This window comes from Amylibacter sp. SFDW26 (assembly GCF_009184395.1).
GTDB lineage: Bacteria > Pseudomonadota > Alphaproteobacteria > Rhodobacterales > Rhodobacteraceae > Amylibacter.
The window spans coordinates 198,726-218,969 of sequence record NZ_WEIC01000001.1 but is presented as its reverse complement, the minus strand read 5'-3'; the positions used below and the strand labels follow the sequence as shown (position 1 = coordinate 218,969).

At 46.2% G+C, this 20,244-nt stretch carries 22 protein-coding genes; 10 read left to right on the top strand and 12 right to left on the bottom strand.

Annotated features, from left to right (window positions below):
• Window positions 1-33 precede the first annotated feature (33 nt).
• From F9L33_RS01170 to F9L33_RS01145, 6 genes are all read right to left on the bottom strand, one after another.
• Window positions 34-381: a DUF3088 family protein gene (locus F9L33_RS01170; protein ID WP_152140906.1), complete on the bottom strand. Its 348-nt coding sequence runs from the start codon at window positions 379-381 to the stop codon at window positions 34-36.
• 13 nt (window positions 382-394) lie between these two features.
• Entirely contained in the window at window positions 395-1,087 is a 693-nt protein-coding gene (locus tag F9L33_RS01165; protein ID WP_152140905.1) for an MOSC domain-containing protein, read from the bottom strand.
• Between the two features lie 148 nt (window positions 1,088-1,235).
• Window positions 1,236-2,669, bottom strand: coding sequence for an NAD(P)(+) transhydrogenase (Re/Si-specific) subunit beta (locus tag F9L33_RS01160; RefSeq protein ID WP_152140904.1), 1,434 nt, complete (start codon window positions 2,667-2,669; stop codon window positions 1,236-1,238).
• A 13-nt stretch (window positions 2,670-2,682) separates the two neighbouring features.
• Window positions 2,683-4,254 carry a Re/Si-specific NAD(P)(+) transhydrogenase subunit alpha gene (locus F9L33_RS01155; protein ID WP_152140903.1) on the bottom strand — a complete coding sequence of 524 codons (1,572 nt, stop codon included), beginning with the start codon at window positions 4,252-4,254 and terminating at the stop codon, window positions 2,683-2,685.
• A 261-nt stretch (window positions 4,255-4,515) separates the two neighbouring features.
• The gene (locus F9L33_RS01150; protein WP_152140902.1) at window positions 4,516-5,256 is read right to left on the bottom strand and encodes a YebC/PmpR family DNA-binding transcriptional regulator; all 741 of its coding nucleotides are present in this window, start codon (window positions 5,254-5,256) and stop codon (window positions 4,516-4,518) included.
• 163 nt (window positions 5,257-5,419) lie between these two features.
• On the bottom strand, window positions 5,420-7,135 hold the full coding sequence (locus F9L33_RS01145; protein WP_152141866.1) for an SLC13 family permease: 1,716 nt from the start codon (window positions 7,133-7,135) through the stop codon (window positions 5,420-5,422).
• Between the two features lie 195 nt (window positions 7,136-7,330).
• Between F9L33_RS01145 and F9L33_RS01140 the strand changes: the two genes are divergently transcribed.
• On the top strand, window positions 7,331-7,969 hold the full coding sequence (locus F9L33_RS01140; protein ID WP_152140901.1) for a LysE family translocator: 639 nt from the start codon (window positions 7,331-7,333) through the stop codon (window positions 7,967-7,969).
• On the opposite strand, the gene F9L33_RS01135 is transcribed toward F9L33_RS01140, so the two are convergent.
• Window positions 7,966-8,856 carry a DMT family transporter gene (locus F9L33_RS01135; RefSeq protein ID WP_152140900.1) on the bottom strand — a complete coding sequence of 297 codons (891 nt, stop codon included), beginning with the start codon at window positions 8,854-8,856 and terminating at the stop codon, window positions 7,966-7,968. The genes F9L33_RS01140 and F9L33_RS01135 overlap by 4 nt on opposite strands.
• Before the next feature lie 8 nt (window positions 8,857-8,864).
• Window positions 8,865-9,680: a TIGR00282 family metallophosphoesterase gene (locus F9L33_RS01130; RefSeq protein ID WP_152140899.1), complete on the bottom strand. Its 816-nt coding sequence runs from the start codon at window positions 9,678-9,680 to the stop codon at window positions 8,865-8,867.
• A gap of 112 nt (window positions 9,681-9,792) precedes the next feature.
• Between F9L33_RS01130 and F9L33_RS01125 the strand changes: the two genes are divergently transcribed.
• Both F9L33_RS01125 and F9L33_RS01120 read left to right on the top strand, forming a co-directional pair.
• Window positions 9,793-10,893, top strand: coding sequence for a twin-arginine translocation pathway signal protein (locus F9L33_RS01125; protein ID WP_152140898.1), 1,101 nt, complete (start codon window positions 9,793-9,795; stop codon window positions 10,891-10,893).
• Window positions 10,890-11,342: a MarR family winged helix-turn-helix transcriptional regulator gene (locus F9L33_RS01120; RefSeq protein ID WP_152140897.1), complete on the top strand. Its 453-nt coding sequence runs from the start codon at window positions 10,890-10,892 to the stop codon at window positions 11,340-11,342. The genes F9L33_RS01125 and F9L33_RS01120 overlap by 4 nt, the downstream gene beginning before the upstream one ends.
• A 1-nt stretch (window position 11,343) precedes the next feature.
• Here F9L33_RS01120 and F9L33_RS01115 read toward each other — a convergent pair whose 3' ends face one another.
• Window positions 11,344-12,213, bottom strand: a complete 870-nt coding sequence (locus F9L33_RS01115) for a LysR family transcriptional regulator (protein ID WP_193221930.1) — start codon at window positions 12,211-12,213, stop codon at window positions 11,344-11,346.
• A gap of 130 nt (window positions 12,214-12,343) precedes the next feature.
• On the opposite strand from F9L33_RS01115, the gene F9L33_RS01110 reads away from it, so the two are divergent.
• From F9L33_RS01110 to F9L33_RS01095, 4 genes are all read left to right on the top strand, one after another.
• On the top strand, window positions 12,344-12,811 hold the full coding sequence (locus F9L33_RS01110; RefSeq protein ID WP_152140895.1) for a nuclear transport factor 2 family protein: 468 nt from the start codon (window positions 12,344-12,346) through the stop codon (window positions 12,809-12,811).
• A 10-nt stretch (window positions 12,812-12,821) separates the two neighbouring features.
• A complete protein-coding gene (locus F9L33_RS01105) occupies window positions 12,822-13,583 on the top strand; it encodes a VOC family protein (RefSeq protein ID WP_193221929.1) in 762 nt (253 codons plus the stop codon).
• 86 nt (window positions 13,584-13,669) lie between these two features.
• Window positions 13,670-14,227: a hypothetical protein gene (locus F9L33_RS01100; RefSeq protein ID WP_226803877.1), complete on the top strand. Its 558-nt coding sequence runs from the start codon at window positions 13,670-13,672 to the stop codon at window positions 14,225-14,227.
• 180 nt (window positions 14,228-14,407) lie between these two features.
• The gene (locus tag F9L33_RS01095) at window positions 14,408-14,674 is read left to right on the top strand and encodes a hypothetical protein (RefSeq protein WP_152140894.1); all 267 of its coding nucleotides are present in this window, start codon (window positions 14,408-14,410) and stop codon (window positions 14,672-14,674) included.
• 159 nt (window positions 14,675-14,833) lie between these two features.
• Here F9L33_RS01095 and F9L33_RS01090 read toward each other — a convergent pair whose 3' ends face one another.
• From F9L33_RS01090 to F9L33_RS01080, 3 genes are all read right to left on the bottom strand, one after another.
• Window positions 14,834-15,454 carry a LysE family translocator gene (locus tag F9L33_RS01090; protein ID WP_152140893.1) on the bottom strand — a complete coding sequence of 207 codons (621 nt, stop codon included), beginning with the start codon at window positions 15,452-15,454 and terminating at the stop codon, window positions 14,834-14,836.
• Between the two features lie 106 nt (window positions 15,455-15,560).
• A complete protein-coding gene (locus tag F9L33_RS01085) occupies window positions 15,561-16,451 on the bottom strand; it encodes a serine hydrolase (RefSeq protein ID WP_152140892.1) in 891 nt (296 codons plus the stop codon).
• A 22-nt stretch (window positions 16,452-16,473) separates the two neighbouring features.
• Complete coding sequence (locus F9L33_RS01080) at window positions 16,474-17,037, bottom strand: 5-formyltetrahydrofolate cyclo-ligase (RefSeq protein ID WP_152140891.1); 564 nt, start codon at window positions 17,035-17,037, stop codon at window positions 16,474-16,476.
• A 157-nt stretch (window positions 17,038-17,194) separates the two neighbouring features.
• On the opposite strand from F9L33_RS01080, the gene F9L33_RS01075 reads away from it, so the two are divergent.
• The 3 genes from F9L33_RS01075 (at window position 17,195) to tdh (ending at window position 20,091) form a co-directional block, all read left to right on the top strand.
• Entirely contained in the window at window positions 17,195-17,761 is a 567-nt protein-coding gene (locus tag F9L33_RS01075) for a helix-turn-helix domain-containing protein (protein WP_152140890.1), read from the top strand.
• 81 nt (window positions 17,762-17,842) lie between these two features.
• Window positions 17,843-19,042 carry a glycine C-acetyltransferase gene (locus F9L33_RS01070; RefSeq protein WP_152140889.1) on the top strand — a complete coding sequence of 400 codons (1,200 nt, stop codon included), beginning with the start codon at window positions 17,843-17,845 and terminating at the stop codon, window positions 19,040-19,042.
• A complete protein-coding gene (tdh, locus tag F9L33_RS01065) occupies window positions 19,039-20,091 on the top strand; it encodes an L-threonine 3-dehydrogenase (protein ID WP_152140888.1) in 1,053 nt (350 codons plus the stop codon). The genes F9L33_RS01070 and tdh overlap by 4 nt, the downstream gene beginning before the upstream one ends.
• Window positions 20,092-20,244 lie beyond the last annotated feature (153 nt).

Below are 20,244 nucleotides of genomic sequence, written 5' to 3'. Positions count from 1 at the left end.
ACGAAAAAAACCCACGTAACGCAGGCTTTTTTATTAAGGATGTCTGCGCGACAATTGAAAACTGTCAGATAGGTAATCTAGGATCGCAATCGTATTATCGATACGTTTCGTTCCATTCTCACCATCAACAGAATATTTCCCAGAATAAGCATCATCCCCATTCGGCAATATTAATTGAGGACAAGATTGGTTTGTATCCCCAGCAAAATCTGGCAGCGCACCACGGGGTTTAGCAAAATCAACATAGCGAACATCAATCGTTTCACGAATAACTGGAAACGCTGACAACACCCCTTCAACATGAATACAATAAGGGCAAAAAAATTGCTCTCCTTCATAGGCTTCATCCGTAAAAGACGTTTTCAGCAAATATAAGATCATATCGTTATCCACCCTACCCATTTAACCGCGCAGTTGTGTCTTCGCTTTTTTGCCCGTCTGCCATTTTTGCGAATGCCGCGCGCCAACCTTCAGCCAACACAGACAGTTCTGCCAATTTTGTGGCATCCTCAGCACTTACACGGCGTGTAAGACGAGCATTCGTGACACGTTTCACGGTCCATTCTGGTTCAGGGCGCTCTAACAAAGTAATCATATCGCCAGAAGCGACATGCCCTACCTTAAGCACACGGTAATACCACCCTGTACGTCCCAATTTTTGAAACAGATACGGCATTTTTGTATTCTGTGTATGACTGCCTAATTTCCAGCACGGCTGTCGTCCCTGACTTATTTGCACCTCAGCAGTGCCCATGGAAAAGATATCACCAATACATGTATCTTCTTCGGTCATACCCAATGTCGATATGTTTTCGCCAAATGCCGCTGGCAGCGTTCCCTTAGGCATATGACCTTCGGTTTGCCACGCGACATAATGATCTGCTGCATAATGGTGGATTGCTTTGTCTAATCCGCCATGCACTTCAAGATCGGCTTGCGCATCACCCAAAAATCCTAGGGGCGTAATTTCTTGTACGCCATCAACCCAATCCTTTTGAATTGCGGATGGTGGTTTGCCTTCCCATCTGTTTTGAACTGCCCCGAAATATATACCTTTTATAGGTACAGATAAATTATAGTCCGACATGCTTTATCCTTAAATACAAGATACCACGTTAGCGGTATATATATGTTAAGATATATAATATCGAGTCGATACTTAATTTGCAATAGCAATCAGGAAATACAAAAGCACTAAAATGAAAAGGCCCGCACATTGGCGGGCCTTTTAAGTATTAGCTGATCTGCCCTAGAAGCTGATCCAATGATGCCTTCGCATCACCATAAAGCATCCGAGAGTTCTCTTTAAAGAACAGTGGGTTTTCGATACCTGAATATCCAGTACCTTGGCCACGCTTCGAGATAATCACAGATTTAGCTTTCCATACTTCCAATACTGGCATGCCAGCGATTGGGCTGTTTGGATCGTCTTGTGCTGCTGGGTTCACAATATCATTGGACCCGATAATCATAACAACATCTGTCTCTGGGAAATCATCATTAATCTCATCCATTTCCATAACGATGTCATAAGGCACCTTTGCTTCCGCCAACAAAACATTCATGTGACCCGGCAAACGACCCGCAACAGGGTGAATGCCAAAACGCACGGTCTTGCCTTTTGCGCGCAAACGACGCGTCAGCTCAGACACAGATTGCTGTGCTTGTGCAACCGCCATACCGTAACCTGGTACGATGATGATAGAGTTCGCATCTTCCAATTGTGCTGCCACAGTGTTTGCATCTGTTGGCACCATTTCCCCTTCGATTTCCATCGCAGGGCCTGTGGTTTCGCCAAAGCCGCCCAAGATCACGCTGACGAACGAACGGTTCATCGCTTTACACATGATGTAGGATAGAATTGCACCTGATGAACCAACCAAAGCGCCCACAACGATCAACAGGTCGTTGCCTAGGCTGAAACCAATCGCTGCTGCTGCCCAACCAGAATAGCTGTTCAACATAGACACAACCACTGGCATGTCAGCGCCACCAATACCCATGATCAAATGGTAACCAATGAACAAGGCTGCCAATGTCATCACAAACAACGGTAGGAAACCACCAGTGTTGAAGTACCAGATCAAGCAAAGCACTGAAATTGCAGCTGCTGATGCGTTCAACATATGACCACCTGGCAGTTTTTCAGCAGCAGAAGTCACCTTGCCTGCAAGTTTGCCATAAGCAACAACAGAACCTGTGAACGTAATAGCGCCGATAAAGATACCCAAGAACAATTCGACACGTAGGATCGCAATCTCAACACCGTCTTTTTTAGCCAAAAGCGCTGCAAAACCTTCCAGTGCTTTCTTTGCTGTATCATCCATCGCCAAAACGCGGCCCAATTCGATATGCGCGTTCAAGCCAACAAATACAGCGGCAAGACCAACAAGTGAGTGCATCGCCGCGACAAGCTGTGGCATCTCTGTCATTTGCACACGCTGTGCTACAACGTAGCCAATGGAACCACCAGCTGCGATCAACACCAATGACAAGAACCATAAACCTGATCCTGGCCCAATGATCGTTGCAAAAACGGCCAAGCCCATGCTGACAATACCGTACCAAACGGCACGCTTTGCGCTTTCTTGCCCAGACAAACCGCCCAAAGACAAGATAAAGAGAACTGCTGCGACCACATAAGCCGCTGTTGTAAATCCGTATTCCATAGTCCCCTCCTCCTTAAGATTTTTGGAACATGGCAAGCATGCGCCGTGTTACGAGGAAACCGCCGAAGATGTTAATCCCAGCCATAAATACCGATAGACCTGCCAAAAGGATCACAAGGAACGACCCAGATCCAATTTGCATCAATGCACCCAAAATGATGATTGATGAAATAGCATTTGTGACAGCCATCAATGGTGTATGCAATGAGTGTGCAACACCCCAGATTACTTGGAAGCCAACAAATACAGCCAACACAAACACGATGAAGTGCTGCATAAAGCTGGCAGGAGCAACCAAACCAACGCCCAATAGCAATGCAGCGCCAACAGCAAGCAAAGTCACTTGTTGTTTCGTCTGTGCCTTAAAATCAGCCACTTCTTGCGCGCGAATTTCTTCTGGCGTCAATTCAGGGGCTGTTTCTTTTGGCTTTGCTGCAATCGCCTGAATTTTTGGCGGAGGCGGTGGGAATGTAATTGCACCGTCATGCGTAATAGTCGCACCACGGATCACATCATCTTCCATATCATGATTGATCTGACCGTCTTTTTCAGGGGTCAAATCTGTCATCATGTGACGGATGTTTGTTGAATAGAGCGTAGATGATTGCGCAGCCATGCGTGCTGGGAAATCTGTATAACCGATCACAGTCACACCGTTATCAGATATAACCTTTTCATCCATCACAGTCAGATCACAGTTACCACCGCGCTCTGCGGCCAAATCGACCACAACTGACCCTGGTTTCATGGCCTGAACCATATCTTCCAGCCAAAGTTTCGGTGCATCGCGACCTGGAATCAACGCTGTTGTAATCACGATGTCCATATCTGGCGCAAGCTCGCGGAATTTTTCCAGCTGCTTCTCACGGAACTCTGGGCTGGACGGAGCAGCATAGCCACCTGTTTCAGCACCATCTGTTTGCTCTTCTTCAAATTCAAGGAATACGAATTCCGCACCCATGGATTCAATTTGTTCTGCCACTTCTGGACGTACATCAAATGCATACACCATAGCGCCAAGTGATTGCGCAGCACCAATCGCCGCCAAACCCGCAACGCCAGCACCCACAACCAAAACCTTGGCAGGTGGTACTTTACCAGCGGCTGTAATTTGGCCCGTAAAGAAACGACCAAAGTTATTGCCTGCTTCCATAACTGCGCGATAACCTGCGATGTTTGCCATAGATGACAATGCATCCATTTTCTGAGCGCGCGAAATACGCGGAACCATATCCATCGCAATCACATGCGCGCCTTTTTTGTTGGCAGCAGTCATCAACTTTTCATTTTGAGCCGGGTAGAAGAATGAAATCAGCGTTTGACCTTTGCGCAAACGTTTCACTTCGATATCTTCTGGTGGACGTACTTTCGCAACAATATCTGCTTCTTTATATAAAGCAGCAGCTGATGCCACGATTTTCACGCCAGCATCTTTGTAATCCTGATCCGAAAAACGAGAAGCATCACCTGCTCCTTTTTCAATCAAACATTCAAATCCCAGTTTTTGTAATTCAAGTGCAGACGATGGCGTCATTGCCACCCTTGTCTCACCTTCAAAGATCTCCTTTGGAGTACCTATGCGCATGACAAACCTCCTTTGTTCAAGCGTCCCCGACCTTTGAAAGAATCGCGGATTTATACACAATGTACTCCCCTACCACCTGCGTTTAAGAACTGGCATGCGTCAAACTGCGCGTATTTCACGGTTCTGAGGATTTTACGTAAAGTTATTTTCCGAAAAAATTTCCTATAGGAACGTAAACTTAATTTCAAAAAACGCATCAAATACGAAAAAAGGCACCACATTTCATGCAGCACCTTGTTTTGTTTCTAGATGGTAATGGTCTTAAAGCTGCGCCAAAACCTCGTCAGACACATCCATATTAGTTGTAACTTTTTGCACGTCATCATCTTCTTCTAGGTTCTCGATCAAGCGCATCAATTTTTCTGCGCCTTCCAAATCCAGATCAGTCGTCGTTGTTGGCTTCCAGATTAACTTCGTGCTTTCCGACTCGCCCAATGCCGCTTCCAGCGCATTTGAAACATCGTTCAGGGATGTATCTTCACAATAAATATCATGACCATCTTCTGAACTGTCCACATCTTCTGCACCCGCTTCAATCGCATGTTCAAACATCGTGTCCGCATCTGTTGCATCCGCTGGGTAGACAACCAAGCCTTTACGCTCGAACATGAATGAAACAGCGCCTGTTTCAGCCAAATTGCCACCAGACTTTGTGAACAACGAACGGACTGTGGAAGCGGTGCGATTTCTATTATCTGTCATCGTTTCCACAATTACAGCAACACCGTTAGGCCCATAGCCTTCGTACCGAATTTCATCGTAACTTTCGGCATCGCCACCAACGGCTTTATTAATCGCGCGTTCAATCACATCTTTTGGCACGGATTGGGATTTTGCTTCTTTCACAGCCAAACGTAGACGTGGGTTTTTATCTGGATCAGGGTCGCCCATTTTCGCAGCAACAGTGATCTCTTTTGCAAGTTTAGAGAAAAGCTTTGAACGCAGTTTATCCTGACGTCCCTTACGGTGCTGAATATTTGCCCATTTGGAATGGCCTGCCATGATGCGAACCCCTTTAGTGAATACGTGTTTTGGGACTTATAAGCGCCCAAAAGGGGGGATTTCAAGCACTAGTCGTCAAATTAAGAAGTAAAGCCATTGGGCATCGAGCCCAAAGACTTTACGCGATCCCTTAGGGCTCAATGCCCTAAGGGATCGCCGTCCGTTATAAAGGCCATAAAATCGGAATAATCAAACTCGATATTAAACCAATACTGATGTTTAACGGCACACCAATCTTCAGGAAATCCGTAAACGCATAACCTCCAGGACCATAAACCAAAGTATTCGTTTGATATCCGATCGGCGTCGCAAAACTTGCAGAGGCCGCAACCATCACAGCGACAACCAACGCACGTGGATCCATCCCCAATTGCGCTGCCAAAGCAATCGCAATCGGCGTCACCACAACAGCCACAGCATTATTCGACACAAGCTCTGTCAAAACCGATGTCAGTAAAAACACAGCCCAAACCAAAAAGAACGGGTGCAGCCCATGCAAATAAGGTGCCGCTGTATTTGCAATCAAGGCCACAGCACCCGAAGATTGCAGCCCTGCCCCAATGCCAAGCATCGCAAAGATCAGCACCAGCAAACGCCCATCCACCGCATCGAATGCTTCTTCTGCATCTATACATCGTGTCAACAACACACCTGCAACAGCCACAACAGCCACCGCAAAGATTGGCGCCATACCGATCGCTGCCAAAATCACCACGGCTGCCAACGCCAAAACCACAATCGGTGCGTGTTTGCGGCGGTACGGCTGCTCACTCGGCTGGCTTAAATTCACCATGTCCATATCACTTGCCAAACGCGCGATATCCTCATCAGCCCCTTCCAGCAAAAGCGTATCACCCACACGCACAGTCACGGCATCCAACTGCAACCCAATGTTTTGATTGCGACGGTGCACCGCCAATGGATAAACCCCATAACGGCGACGCAACCGCAATTTCCCCAATGTCCGCCCAATCAAACCACATCCTGGCGTGATCAAGACTTCAACCGTATTCGTTTCTTTGCTCGATACCATATTAGCCAACAACACGTCTTTGTTGTCTTTCAAGCTCAGTAACTCACCCGCGGATTTACGCAAGATCACATGATCCCCCGCTTCTAAAACCACGTTCTTTAAATCACGGCGCAAAGAATTCTCGTTCCGCAAAACATCCACCACACGTCCACCATCCCGCTTAAACGCATCCACTTCTAACGGTTTTTGCCCAATCAATGATGACCCATCGGTCAAAACCGCCTCGGTCAAGAACCTCTTTGACGATGTATTCCCCAACATATCCGCCATAGATGATCTGTTTGGCAATAAATGCGGAGCCAATATACGCAGATATAAAACGCCAAAGGCCACCAAAACCACCGCCAAAGGTGTCACCTCAAACATCGTAAAAGGCTTCAACCCTTCTGCACGCGCGACACCATCCACCAACAGGTTCGTAGATGTCCCAATCAAAGTACAAATACCGCCTAGGATCGCGACATAAGACAATGGGATCAGCAGCTTTGAAGCAGAGGTTCCCATAATCTTTGCCATCTGAACAGCAATTGGGATCATAATCACCACAACAGGCGTATTGTTCATAAAAGCAGAGGCCAGAACGATAAACACCGCTAACATACCCAACACAAATTTGGGCCGTTCTTTGCCGTTTACAGTCACCCAGCTGGTGACATGCGACAGTGCCCCTGTGCGCACCAATGCACCCGACAAGATAAACATCGCACCAATCGTCCAAGGTGCAGGGTTAGACAAAACACCTAGTGCGTCTTGATAGGGCAAAATCCCCGTTAAAATCAGCGCCGCTGCGCCAGATAATGCCACCACCTCGGTCGGATAACTTTCGCGAATAAACAGAACGAACATCGTGATCACGATAAAAATCGCAACCCCTGCATGCCATGCCTCTGGAATGATGCCTGTCAGCACTGTTCTACTCCTGTTTTTGGATATGGTGACCCAACTTGTCAAAAAACACCACAGACAAGATCAAAAAATCTAAGTTGCATGATCGAAAAAATGTCACCAATGTATCGTTATACAACATTGAGGAGTTCCCATATGGCTTTGGCAGATATACTTGCATTCACGTTCATCGCATCATTGCTTGTTATTTCTCCTGGTCCCAATGGGGTTCTGATTGCCAAGACAGTTCCAACATCAGGAAAAAATGCGGGCTTTGCCAATGTTGCAGGCTTTGCAGCAGCCTTCTATCTACACGGTATACTCTCTGTTTTGGGCATATCTGTCATCCTACTGCAATCGGCAACAGCATTTGCGATCGTAAAATACTTAGGCGCGCTATACTTGTGCTGGATCGGTATCAAAGCTTTATATGCAGCCCTCAAAGGCATCAAAGCACCCGAACAAGTAGCCCCAGCCAAAAAGCAACGCACCTTGACCAAAGCCTTTGTCGAAGGGCTGTTAACAAATGCTTTGAACCCAAAAGTATCGATGTTCTATCTCGCAGCATTTCCGCAATTCATCACACTTGGCGAAACATCAGTGGCTGCATCCTTTATGCTTGTCTCAATTCACACAGCATTAAATGCAGTCTGGTTCGGTGCAATGGTTATACTGTTTTCCAGCCTTGCCAAAGTTGCGCGAAACGGCAATTTTCAACGTTGGTTGCAAGGTGTAACAGGTGTCGTGTTTATCGGTTTTGGCCTTAAGCTTGCGAGCTTTAGGCCGAATATTTAATGGTGCTCTGCATCGCGTGGTTGCACCAAGAAAATACCAACCAGCATCAATACCAAAGCCATCCAAACCCATGACGAATATGTTTCTCCTAAAAGAAGCATAGACCACAACACCCCTGTCCCAGTCACAAGATAAGCAACTTGCGCTGCAAAGACAGGCCCTGCACGCCCCACCAGCCAGACATAGCCCGTATAAGCCAGTCCATGCAAAACACCCATTGCCAGCAAACACCATTCTGGCAAACCCCAAGCATGATCCAATGAAACCCATTGCCCCGTTTGTGCCGCAACTGGCCCAGATATCGCAGCGCCCAAGAATGATGCACCTAACAAGGCTTGTACGGGACTTAATCCACGCAATGTAAATTTACCGACAAAATTATCTTCGAACCCGTAACACAACGGCGCAATACAAGCGATCAGCACAAAGATGGCTTTTGCTGGATCAGGCAGGCTTGTTGATGGCCCCACAAGCAGCACAATCGCTGACATCCCAATCATTACACCCAACAAACGGCGCCATTGAAACGCTTCCATTCCCAATACGATGGCAATCGGCATCGCAAACATCGGTACCAATGAAATCGTGATGGCATAAACCCCCGCAGGGATATGCTGGATCACATAATAGCTAACAGTCGATGGAATAATCGTGCCTAAAAAAGCGATGCCCACACAGACAATGATATGATCCCGTGTCGGTTTTGGAAAATCACCTTGCAGATAAGCCACAACACTCAAAGACAGCATCGAGAAAATAAATTGCCAAAACACAAGGCCAAGCTCGGCATGACCCGTCGATACAATGATTTTCGCCAATGGCAGGGTCAGCCCCCAAGTTGCGCCAAACAGCAGCAGGGCCGCAAAAAGCCCCACACGGCTGTTCATAAACGCGCTCATGCAGGCCCAGACTGTTGCAAACGACCACCTTGGCGCACTTGCACAACATCAATCGCCAACCCAGTTTTGTCGTCCGTTTCCACAAACACACCCGACAAAGTCGCCTCTCCCGTAGCAGGGGTAAATCGTTCTTTGTTCATCCCTGTCACGAAACGGCGCAAAGGCTCCATTTTCTCCATGCCGATCACACTGTTGTAATCGCCACACATACCCGCATCAGATTGCAACGCCGTGCCACCCGGTAAAATTTGCGTATCAGAGGTCGGCACATGCGTATGTGTGCCCACAACCAGCGATGCACGCCCATCCAGCCAATGCCCCATCCCCATCTTTTCAGAGGTCGCTTCGGCATGAAAATCCACAATCACAGCATCAGCGGTTTTCCCCAATGGGGCGGCTTTCAATGCTTGATCCAGATGTGAAAACGGATCAGCAAAAGGTTTTTTCATAAACACCTGCCCCAGCGCTTGGGCCACAAATACCTTTTTGCCATTCGCCGCATCAAACAAACGTGCGCCCTTACCAGGTGCAATCGCTGCATAATTCAAAGGGCGCAGAATACGTTGATCCTCTTCCACACCTTTCATCATATCGCGCTGATCAAACGCATGATCGCCCAAGGTCACACAATCAGCCCCTGCTTCGAACAAGATCTTTGAGTGCCCAATAGACAGCCCCATCCCGCCCGTAGCGTTCTCGCCATTGACCACAACAAAATCCAGCCGCCAATCTTTACGTAACTGCGGCAAACGCTCTGCCACAGCTTTGCGACCAGCGCGGCCCATCACATCACCTAGAAATAAAAGTCTCATGTAACCGCGATATAACGAGATGAAGCGGAATACTAGATGCTTTTATAGGCTTGCTTGACATTAATACGATATCGCACTATTTAGTTCGATATCGTATTAATGGAGATCAGATATGACACTGTCACGACGTAAAGCCCTTACATTGATTGGCGGCGGGACTATCTTTGCCGCTGGAACCGCAGCAGCGGGTTTTCTGGGAACACGCACACCGCACAAAGCTCTTGCACCATGGCAAATGGCAGGCGGGTATAAAGACATTCGTAAATGGGCGCTTTCTTATGCCCTGCTCGCACCAAACGCGCATAACCGCCAACCTTGGTTAATTGGTTTAGAAGGTGATGACAAAGTCATCATATGGCGCGACAAAGACCGCGAATTACCTGAAACAGACCCATTTCACCGCCAATTGGTTATCAGTTTCGGGTGTTTTTTAGAACAAATGCGTATCGCAGCAGCTGAACGCAATACTGCCGTGAATTTGGATATCTATCCAGAAGGTGAAAATGGTCCTGTAGCAGTCGCTACATTCGGTGGAGCAACTCAGCCCGACCCATTGTTCGCAGCCATATTAGATCGACGCACTTGCAGAGAACCTTATGAAAACCGCCCTGTTGAAAATACGCTTGCAAGAGAACTTGAAGCCTATGCTAAAATTCACAGTCACCCTGATATCGTGTCAAAAATAAAAGATATAACAATACAAGCTTGGCATATTGAGGCACATCACCCCGAAACATATCGCGAAAGTGTAGATCTTATGCGCTTCGGTAAGTCCGAAATGAATGCAAACCCAGATGGCATTAGTATAGGCGGACCATTCTTAGAAAGCCTTATGCTGGCAGGTTTTATATCCCGTAAAGGTCAAGAAAACATGCAAGGTGCTAGTTTCAAATATAGTTACGATTTTTATAATGAACGCCTCTTAAACACCAACTCATATGCTGTGATCACTACCAAAGGAAATACACGACAAGATCAACTCGAAGCAGGTCGCAAGTGGATACGCCTGAATCTCACCACAACTTTAACGGGGCTGTCATTACATCCCGTATCCCAAGCCTTACAAGAGTTTCCAGAAATGGCCGAGCCCTATAAAAACATCCATGATATCTTGGCAAAAGGCGATGAAACGGTTCAAATGCTGGGGCGTTTGGGGTATGGTCCAAAAACACAACCCACACCACGTTGGCCACTGGAGACCCGGCTTATATGAATAACGATGTCATCCTTGGAAAATACTTCTCACTTTTCAATGAGATCGGCATAATCGAACAACTCAGCCGCGCCTTTCTAGAGGTGCAGCTACCCAAAGGTATCATCGCCCCACATTTCGCAGTTCTCAATCATCTAATGCGGGTGAACGACGGGCAAACGCCGTTATTTTTAGCAACGGCTTTTCAAGTCCCAAAAACCACTATGACACACACACTTTCTGGCCTCTCAAAACATGGCCTGATTGAAATGCGTCCAAACCCCAAAGACGCTCGCTCCAAACAAGTTTGGCTTACCGAAGCAGGCCAAGAGCTGCGCAACAAAACCATCGCTGCCCTTGGGCCATATCTTCAACAAGTTGCTGAACAGGTTTCAACTGACGAGCTTGATACGATTGTGCCAATTTTACAAAAGCTACGCGAATATATGGACGAAGCACGAAATCCATAACTTAAATCGACATTTGCGTTAGCAACTTAATAAAACCCCTTACCTTTTTCGGAACCTTGGTTTCATATTGATGCAAAGCATAAATCGGTGTTGAAGCCATTTCGTATAGTGGCACAAGATTATGCCCTACGCCTAACCGCTCCACAGCAATATCAGGGATCATAGCAACGCCATTCTCTAGACTTACAAACGTAATCACATCTGATAAGCCATTACACCGAATAGATGGTATGACTTCGATCATTTCCTTTTCATTTAAGCGGTGCCGTACAAGGCTACCCTGCCAGTCATTGGCGATATAAGCCCAGTTTTTCAAATCAGAAAATTGCGTGGGCATCCCGCCCATATCTGCAATATAACCTTCGCTAGCATAAAGCTTTTCATGCAACGTCCCAACGCGTTTTCCATAAGCGGTCTGCGGAGCAGTAGCTCCAACGCGAATAGCAACGTCAATCTTCTGATCAATCAGCTTAACAGGCTTATCATCGGTTATCAGCCTGACAGACAGGTTTTTATTCTCTTTTTGAAGTACTGCCAAAGCTGGCACAACAACCGACTGGCATAGTGCATCAGGTGCAGTAACCGTCAAAGTCTCTGAAACCTGTGTCCCCATAGACTGCAGATCGTCCAAAGTTAAAGCATAGGTTTCGCGCAATTGCTTACAGTGCGGTAGGATACGCGCACCCGCATCCGTAATCGTCATAGACCGCGTCGTACGCAGCAACAACTTTTGTCCAACACTTTCTTCCAATCTGTTGACCGCATGACTGACGGCAGACTTTGTAAGCCCCATGATATCAGCAGCTCCTGTAAAGCTTCGACTTTCAATCACTTCTAAAAAGACCATCATATCGTGCGGGCTTGGTTTCAAAATACATGTCTCCACTGAAAACTGCATTATTGTTTAATTTCATTCAATAGTAAATACGAACAAAATACCTAATCAACCCAATTCCTGTTTGCTATCTCAATTCCAACGACACATAGAAAAGGAAACTACAATGTCACATTCTTTAAAATCAGCAGCCCTTGCTGCAACACTTTTACTTGCAACTTCAGGTGCAGCATTTACAGATACAGCAACAGCAGAAGCCAAAGCAGAAAACGAAGCTAAAATTCAAATGGCGGTTTCCATCGGCAGTAAAGCTTGGAAGGATGCCTTTAATGCAGGCAACGCAGCGGGTGCCGCGGCACTATACGAAGACGATGCCATCATGGTTGTAAAACCATTCGGCACATTCAAAGGCAAAGACGAAATCTTGGCTTTTGGGACAGATCTCGTCAGCAAAGGTTTTGACGATGTTGTTTACAGCAAAACAACGACAACTATAGTCGATAGTTCATCTGCAAGCGTTTCAGCCTCTTGGACAATGAATAACGCGCATGGCATCATCACCAATGAACATTGGGTTATCCAAGAAGATGGGCGTGCCCTTATGCGTGAAGATCACTTTGAGGTTGCCCAATAAGGATTACTAAATGTCACCCAAATTTCTAAGTCTTTCCTTGACCGCAAAATCCCCAGAAACATTGGCTAAATTCTATGTCGATATTCTAGGGTTTACCGCAACAAAACATGGCGCGGTTATTCGGTTAAAGTACCCACACCAAGAAACATATATTGAATTTTATCAAGCAGATGATGACACAGTATATAAAGCGGGTCCTTTGGATAGATACTGGAAATTTGGGTTAACACTTCCAGATGCTGATATGGCCTTTATACTGCTCAAAAATAAAGGCGTAACGATATTATCTGAGCCTGCGCAACGCGCCGACATCGCCTACCTTGGGCACATCCTTGATCCTGAGGGCTTTCAAATTGAACTATTACAACACACATTTGAAGGTGAACCGCTGACCACTCAAGGTGATAAAAACCTGCCTCTAGGGGGCGGCGCATCCATAGGGTATGTAACGTTCCGCACAAATGATATCGAAAGTGACACAGCCTACCTTGAAGATGATTTTGGAATGACCTTTCTTTCCAAACAAGAAATTCCACAATTCGGCTTTGATCTCTATTTCTGGGGTTACACAGATGAGCGTCCACCCAATCCAGACCTAATAGCAGTGGAAAACCGCCCTTGGCTCTGGCAACGACCCTATGCAACATTTGAAATACAGCATTGGCTAAACTCGGATGTGAAAATCGCCCCTTTGCAAAACAAGGGCGTGGGTTTCAAGAGTGTGAATGTTCATGCAGATGAAAAATCAGATGCTGGTACTGTGATTTGGTAAGAATGATCACCAACTAAAGTAATCGTGACTGGACTGTTGCCTTTCCTCGTTTAATCATCGTATCCAAAATACGAATAGGGGATACCGTGTTTAAAAAACTTTCAATCATGTGCTTGATCACCGCTTTGGCAACACCTGCCAGTGCCATCGTCCTTGACGGTGAAATCATACGGCAGAATGGGAATGGCCAATTCGTCAAACTTGAAACGACAGAACCCTTCGATGTCGGCAATGATAATTTTGACACGGATAATCTTTACGCCTTTGACGAAGATCAAAACATAATCTTATCAGAACCCATCAGCGTCGATATAGGTGGCAATCAAGGGGTCATTCACCAAGGTGAAACCATTGCCAGCCATTATATCTTTTTTGATAGCCTATCAGGCATCCACTATGGCTACGTGGATTTTGATGCAAAAATACTAGGGGTGGCCGCATTCCAAGGTACAATGGCCGCCACTGATTTTCTGGCCAATACATCCGTAAATTACATCAGCACAGAATTACGTGGGCTGGAAGAAGGCGATTATGTTTGGATAGATGAAAATGACCCTCAGCGTCTTTGGGTCTATTGGGCGGGTTCATCGCCAGGTGATTACATTCGGGTGTTCACAAAGAAATCTGCTGGCGCGCTAAGCTGATCTTCATTTCTAAAACACAGCGTAAATCTTAATTTTGATCACATCACTAGCATTCAGCACGAAAAATATGCATTTTTGCGGTTTTTTTTAAATAGCACAAATCAGATAGGTAAATAAGATTGCCCTAAAGCCACTTTTGATCAAATCCTAAAACCACGGACATCATCAAGGATTGATCAAATGAAAATGCTGAACTTTGAACACACATCTTTAGACTTATCATCTCGTGCGCAACACACATTGACCAATGGTCTTGCTTTCATAACTGAACTGGAAGCAACCATAAAATCGTTACTATCAAAATCTTTTACGCAGTTTAAAATTAATCGCCTGTCTTCTGCATTAAACACTATGTCAGATGCCCAGCTCGATAAAATCGGTATTGCAAGAAAAGACATCAAACGACATGCCCAAAAAGTCATTTATTACGAATACGACGGCCTATAAAGCACGTCACATAAATTGCAGATGCTGTTCTCGCTCCTCCCAGAGAAAGTACACCATCGCAAGTTAACGGCCAATCCTCCCAGATCCCGTTAACATTAGGGGTTAATATTACGGGAGAGTATTAACCCCTTTACAGTTTCGATATTTTTGCAAAAATATTTAGCGTGTTGTGGCCATAAAAAGGCTGCCACCGATTAAAAAACCACCACCAGAATAGCCAAAACACCGACGTGCCCTTGCGCTTTGAAACGTTCTGCGCGCTTGCACTGCAAGTATAGCATAACCACTTAAAACAACGCCAACAATCACGGTAGATGTTATAAGAACAATAAAGAATTGTGTGAAAATATTTGCGTTTGGATCCAAAAATTGAGACAGAAATGCCACGTAAAATATAATCGCTTTTGGGTTCAATATAGCTGTAAAGAAACCTGCCCATGCACTTGCCGCACCAACCTCAGCGTGCACTTTTTGTAAACCATCAACATCGTCTCGGCGCGCCTTAACGATTTGGCAATAACCAAGATAGGCCATGTAGAAAACACCTGCCCATTTTACAATCTGAAAAAGGAATGCAGACGCAGCTAGAATGGCACCAGCACCCAGAAAAGACAGCCCAACCAAAACAATGCCACCAACCAATTCGCCCAATATACACAAAAAAGCCGCCTTACCGCCATGTGATAAAGCTTGCCCAGTTACCATCAAAACACTTGGGCCAGGAATTAATGATATAACGGTATAAGTCGCAACAAAAGCGAGCCAAAGTTCAAGATTCAAAATTCATATCCTCTCCAAAAGTGAGACTTATTCAAAATGGAAATACCTTTATCCGCAATCGCAAAAATAAATATATTCTCATTTACACATTTTTATGGATCAACCCTCATTGCTCCCGTGCCAATTTAGCAGCAGCATGTTCTGCAACACCCTCGTCAGTACCATCTGTAAAACTAGCGACCGTCACAGGATCAGCGATATCTGGGAAATGATAGACAGCGTTTACGCACAGCGGCCCAGCGCCAGAGTGACCAACCGCATTTCCTAAACCACTTATCGAGCCGCTCATCAAGCCCAACGCATACCCGCATTCTTGCCAAGGTCTGCCCTCAATTGGACCGCCAAGTATCCGTTTTGCAAACATCTGATCGCGCGTATCAGACAACAACACATCACTGGTAAAAAGCGCATGTAATAAATGCGTTGCATCCTTTGCATTTCCCAACAAACACCCATGATAAACCCATCGAGGATCATATTTCTCAGCATCATCCCAATAAACTCGCGCAAAATCTTGGCGCGTATGTGCAAATTCAACACTGTCCAATCCCAAAGGCCTAGAAACGATATCGGTAATCACATCACCTATGGGTTTCCCAGTGATCTCTTCGATCAATTCGCGAATAAACATATAGCCGATATTTGAATACGACCAACCCTGCTCTGGCTCAAACAAATGACCTTTGGACATTGTAACATCTAACAGTTTCTCTCGCGACCATGGTGGATCACCCGCGCTTACCGCTAAACCGTATTCTTTAAACTGGCCGTAGTCTGGCAACCCAGAAGTATGCGCAAGAAGATGACGAAGTGTGTAATCTTGACCTTGAAAACGTGCATCCAAATCCAGCTGGCCATCTTCCACCAGCTTTAAAGCACATATGGCAATAACCGTTTTGGTGAAACTCCAGTAAGGGAAGATAAGGTCAGGTGCAGCATTACCACCTTCTGAACCAGATGACGCAATCCAATGGCTGTATACCTTTTGCCCAGTCACGATAAAATCCTTAAAACTCCATTTAGAAAGTAATAATGCCCTTCTCGGTTATCACAGCATTCAACTTATAATCTGTTTCTTCACGCGGCACGACCATCACTTCTTGGTCTGAATAGGCATAACCAATCGCAAGAACTTTTTTCGTTTCACTTAACTTCTCAAACGTACGATCATAGAACCCACCGCCGTATCCCATACGGTAACCCGCAAGATCAAAAGCCAACAAAGGCGTCACAATGATATCTGGCAATAAAGCCGTTCCATTTTTAGGAATAGCCGCACCAAACATACCGTCCACCATTTCCGTATCAGGCGTCCATTCATGAAACTCTAGCGGTTGCCCCTCACCCAAGATAACTGGCACACAAACACGGTTTCCGCGCGCCACCATTTTGGCCATGGCAGGCAACGGTGACACTTCTGTGCGGATCGGCATATAGGCCGCAATCACCTGATCTGGTTCTGCCTGTTTCAAAAACGACAACAACTGACCATTGGCCTCTTTATCCAATCCCATAGAATGCGCTTCTTTGCGGTTGGCAAATCCTGCGCGGCGGCAGGCCTGTTTCATATCTTGTATATCCATGAAATTTCTTTAGCGCGCTCTGATCTTTTCAACCAGTCTAAATCCGAAGCATTGGGTGCAAAACACGCATATTACCTTAAGCGTAAAAGTTTCTATTTGCATTTATCCGCCATGCAGATCATTTTAATCCGACTTTTACGAATACGGAACACAGCAGATGTCATCTAACCCTGAAATTACATTGCGCCTTGCCAAACGCCTGAAAGAAGAGCGCACAGCAAAAGGGTTAAGCTTGGATGCATTGGCGAAATTGTCTGGAATTTCACGCTCCATGCTGTCCCAAATCGAACGCGGCGGCTCTAGCCCGACAATTGCAAGCCTTTGGAATCTGACGCGCGCCCTAAACGTCGACTTCTCTGGCCTGCTGGATGATGAAAGTGATGCGGATAATCCGATCATCGAATTTTTGCGTGCCGATCAAACACCGGAACTGCGCCAGAACGAAGCCAAATGCGTGATCAAAATTCTTAGCCCAACCGAAGAAGTCGGTAAAACCGAGATTTATGACATTACATTCGATGAAGATGCCTGTTTGGACAGCGCCCCTCACAAAAAGGGTTGTGTCGAACACCTGACCGTCCTTGAAGGATCCCTTACTGTGACATCAGATAATCAATCTGAAACGTTGTCTGTAGGCGATACTCTCCGTTATGCAGCGGACAAAGACCATACGATCAAAACGTCAGGTACAGCACGTGCTATCCTTGTGGTTAAAAACGCCTAAATCCATTATTTAGGATTTTATCCACTATATTGACAGATGATCCCTTATGTTGGATAAAAATCCAATATACAGGAGATTCTCATGCACACCCCCTTTTTAGACCACATCTGCACGACACTTGATCAAATCAAAACCGATGGCCTTTATAAACAAGAGCGTCTGATCACCTCCCCACAAAGCGGTCGTATTTCTGTTGAAACAGATGCAGGGCCCAAAAAGGTTGTGAACCTGTGCGCGAATAACTACCTTGGGCTGGCAGACAGCAAAGAGCTTAGCAAAGTCGCGCAATCCTCCATAGACACACACGGTTACGGCATGGCCTCTGTCCGTTTCATCTGTGGCACACAAGATTTGCATCGCACCTTGGAACAAGATCTTGCAAAATTTCTGAACAAAGATGACGCAATCTTGTTCGCTGCCTGTTTTGATGCAAATGGCGGTCTGTTCGAACCGCTGCTAGGTCCAGAAGATGCAATCATCTCCGACAGCCTGAACCACGCCTCCATTATTGATGGCATCCGTTTATGCAAAGCAAAACGCTATCGTTATGCCAATTCTGATATGACGGATTTGGAAGCACAACTAAAAGCTGCCAAATCAGACGGCGCACGTTTCATCATGATTGCCACAGACGGTGTATTCTCAATGGACGGTTATTTGGCAAACCTACCTGCGATCACTGAATTAGCCGAAGAATACAATGCCATCGTCATGGTTGATGATTGCCACTCAACAGGTTTCATGGGTCCCAAAGGCGCGGGCACCCCTGCCCATTTCGACGTGGATGTGGACATCATAACGGGAACACTTGGTAAAGCTTTGGGTGGCGCCTTGGGCGGTTATATCGCCGGCCCGCAACCTGTAATCGATTTATTGCGTCAACGTGCACGCCCCTACCTCTTCTCAAACTCTCTGCCGCCAATGGTTGTTGCCGCAGGTATTGAAGCCCTGAAAATCGTGCAAAACAGCGATGATCTGCGGGATAAGCTTTTTGAAAATGCAGCCTACTGGCGCAAAGGTTTGACCGATATAGGCTTTGACCTGCTTGAAGGTGATCACCCTATTATTCCAGTCATGCTGGGCGACGCGCATCTGGCGCAAGCCATGACCAAACATCTATATGAACACGGTGTTTACGTCACAGGCTTCTTCTTCCCAGTCGTTCCCAAAGGCAAAGCCCGTATTCGCACACAAATGAGCAGTGCCTTAACCCGTGCCGACTTAGATTACGCTTTAGATGCCTTTGAAAAAGCAGGCAAAGCTGTTGGAGTGTTAAAATGACCAACGAAATGAAAACCCTCGTTAAATCCAAACCAGAAGTGGGGTTATGGATGGAACACAGACCAGTCCCTGAAATCGGCCCAGACGATGTTTTAATCCGCATCAACAAAACAGGCATTTGTGGCACAGACATACATATCTGGAACTGGGATGAATGGGCACAAAAAACCGTTCCCCTATCTCTAGTCACTGGTCACGAGTTTGCGGGTGAAATTGTTGAGCTTGGGAAAAATGTCAAAGACCTCAAACTGGGTCAACGCTGCTCTGGCGAAGGTCACTTAATTGGTAAAAACAGCCGCCAGTCGCGCGCAGGTAAATTCCACCTTGATCCAGAAACACGTGGCATAGGCGTAAACGAACAAGGGGCGTTTGCAGAATACTTACGGCTGCCCGCATTCAACGTCGTTCCCTTACCTGATGAGATCAGCGATGACATAGGCGCAATTCTTGATCCACTTGGCAATGCTGTCCACACTGCCCTGTCTTACGATCTTGTAGGCGAAGATGTCTTGATCACAGGCGCAGGCCCCATCGGCATCATGGCAGCAGCCGTAGCGCGTCATGCAGGTGCACGAAATGTAGTGATTACAGATATAAACGCCGACCGTTTGGCACTTGCAGAAAAAGTCGCGGATGTTGTTCCCGTAAATGTAGCAACCCAAGATTTAAACGACGTCATCCATCAATTGAAAATGACTCAAGGTTTTGACGTTGGCCTAGAAATGTCAGGTAACCAACAAGCCTTGGATCAGATGGTCGAAGCCATGGTTATGGGCGGCCGCATAGCCCTGCTTGGTATCCCACCAGGTAAATCCCCAGTGGATTGGTCGCGTATCGTTTTTAAAGCCATCACCATAAAAGGTGTCTATGGCCGTGAGATTTTTGAGACATGGTATAAAATGATCGCCATGCTACAAAATGGTTTAGATGTCAGCCGTGTGATCACGCACCGTTTTAACGTGGATAATTTCCAAGAAGGCTTTGCCACGATGAAAAGTGGCCTAAGCGGCAAAGTGGTTTTGGATTGGAAAGTGGCGGGCCCACATTAGATTTACATCAACGCAACCGTGTAGGTGTATGAATTCCTGAGAGCCTAGTTGAACTAGGTGGGCGCCAGGTAAAAAGGCCACGACCAAAACAGAGCCAGCTCCCGTCAGAAAGATTATCGGCCACTGGAATAAAACCTATAGCACGAGAAGGGC

Excerpts from the sequence above, each read along its gene's own strand:
- F9L33_RS01170 (WP_152140906.1), bottom strand. The coding sequence starts at position 381 with ATGATCTTATATTTGCTGAAAACGTCTTTTACGGATGAAGCCTATGAA.
- F9L33_RS01165 (WP_152140905.1), bottom strand. The coding sequence starts at position 1,087 with ATGTCGGACTATAATTTATCTGTACCTATAAAAGGTATATATTTCGGG.
- F9L33_RS01160 (WP_152140904.1), bottom strand. The coding sequence starts at position 2,669 with ATGGAATACGGATTTACAACAGCGGCTTATGTGGTCGCAGCAGTTCTC.
- F9L33_RS01155 (WP_152140903.1), bottom strand. The coding sequence starts at position 4,254 with ATGCGCATAGGTACTCCAAAGGAGATCTTTGAAGGTGAGACAAGGGTG.
- F9L33_RS01150 (WP_152140902.1), bottom strand. The coding sequence starts at position 5,256 with ATGGCAGGCCATTCCAAATGGGCAAATATTCAGCACCGTAAGGGACGT.
- F9L33_RS01145 (WP_152141866.1), bottom strand. The coding sequence starts at position 7,135 with ATGTTCGTTCTGTTTATTCGCGAAAGTTATCCGACCGAGGTGGTGGCA.
- F9L33_RS01140 (WP_152140901.1), top strand. The coding sequence starts at position 7,331 with ATGGCTTTGGCAGATATACTTGCATTCACGTTCATCGCATCATTGCTT.
- F9L33_RS01135 (WP_152140900.1), bottom strand. The coding sequence starts at position 8,856 with ATGAACAGCCGTGTGGGGCTTTTTGCGGCCCTGCTGCTGTTTGGCGCA.
- F9L33_RS01130 (WP_152140899.1), bottom strand. The coding sequence starts at position 9,680 with ATGAGACTTTTATTTCTAGGTGATGTGATGGGCCGCGCTGGTCGCAAA.
- F9L33_RS01125 (WP_152140898.1), top strand. The coding sequence starts at position 9,793 with ATGACACTGTCACGACGTAAAGCCCTTACATTGATTGGCGGCGGGACT.
- F9L33_RS01120 (WP_152140897.1), top strand. The coding sequence starts at position 10,890 with ATGAATAACGATGTCATCCTTGGAAAATACTTCTCACTTTTCAATGAG.
- F9L33_RS01110 (WP_152140895.1), top strand. The coding sequence starts at position 12,344 with ATGTCACATTCTTTAAAATCAGCAGCCCTTGCTGCAACACTTTTACTT.
- F9L33_RS01105 (WP_193221929.1), top strand. The coding sequence starts at position 12,822 with ATGTCACCCAAATTTCTAAGTCTTTCCTTGACCGCAAAATCCCCAGAA.
- F9L33_RS01095 (WP_152140894.1), top strand. The coding sequence starts at position 14,408 with ATGAAAATGCTGAACTTTGAACACACATCTTTAGACTTATCATCTCGT.
- F9L33_RS01080 (WP_152140891.1), bottom strand. The coding sequence starts at position 17,037 with ATGGATATACAAGATATGAAACAGGCCTGCCGCCGCGCAGGATTTGCC.
- F9L33_RS01075 (WP_152140890.1), top strand. The coding sequence starts at position 17,195 with ATGTCATCTAACCCTGAAATTACATTGCGCCTTGCCAAACGCCTGAAA.
- F9L33_RS01070 (WP_152140889.1), top strand. The coding sequence starts at position 17,843 with ATGCACACCCCCTTTTTAGACCACATCTGCACGACACTTGATCAAATC.
- tdh (WP_152140888.1), top strand. The coding sequence starts at position 19,039 with ATGACCAACGAAATGAAAACCCTCGTTAAATCCAAACCAGAAGTGGGG.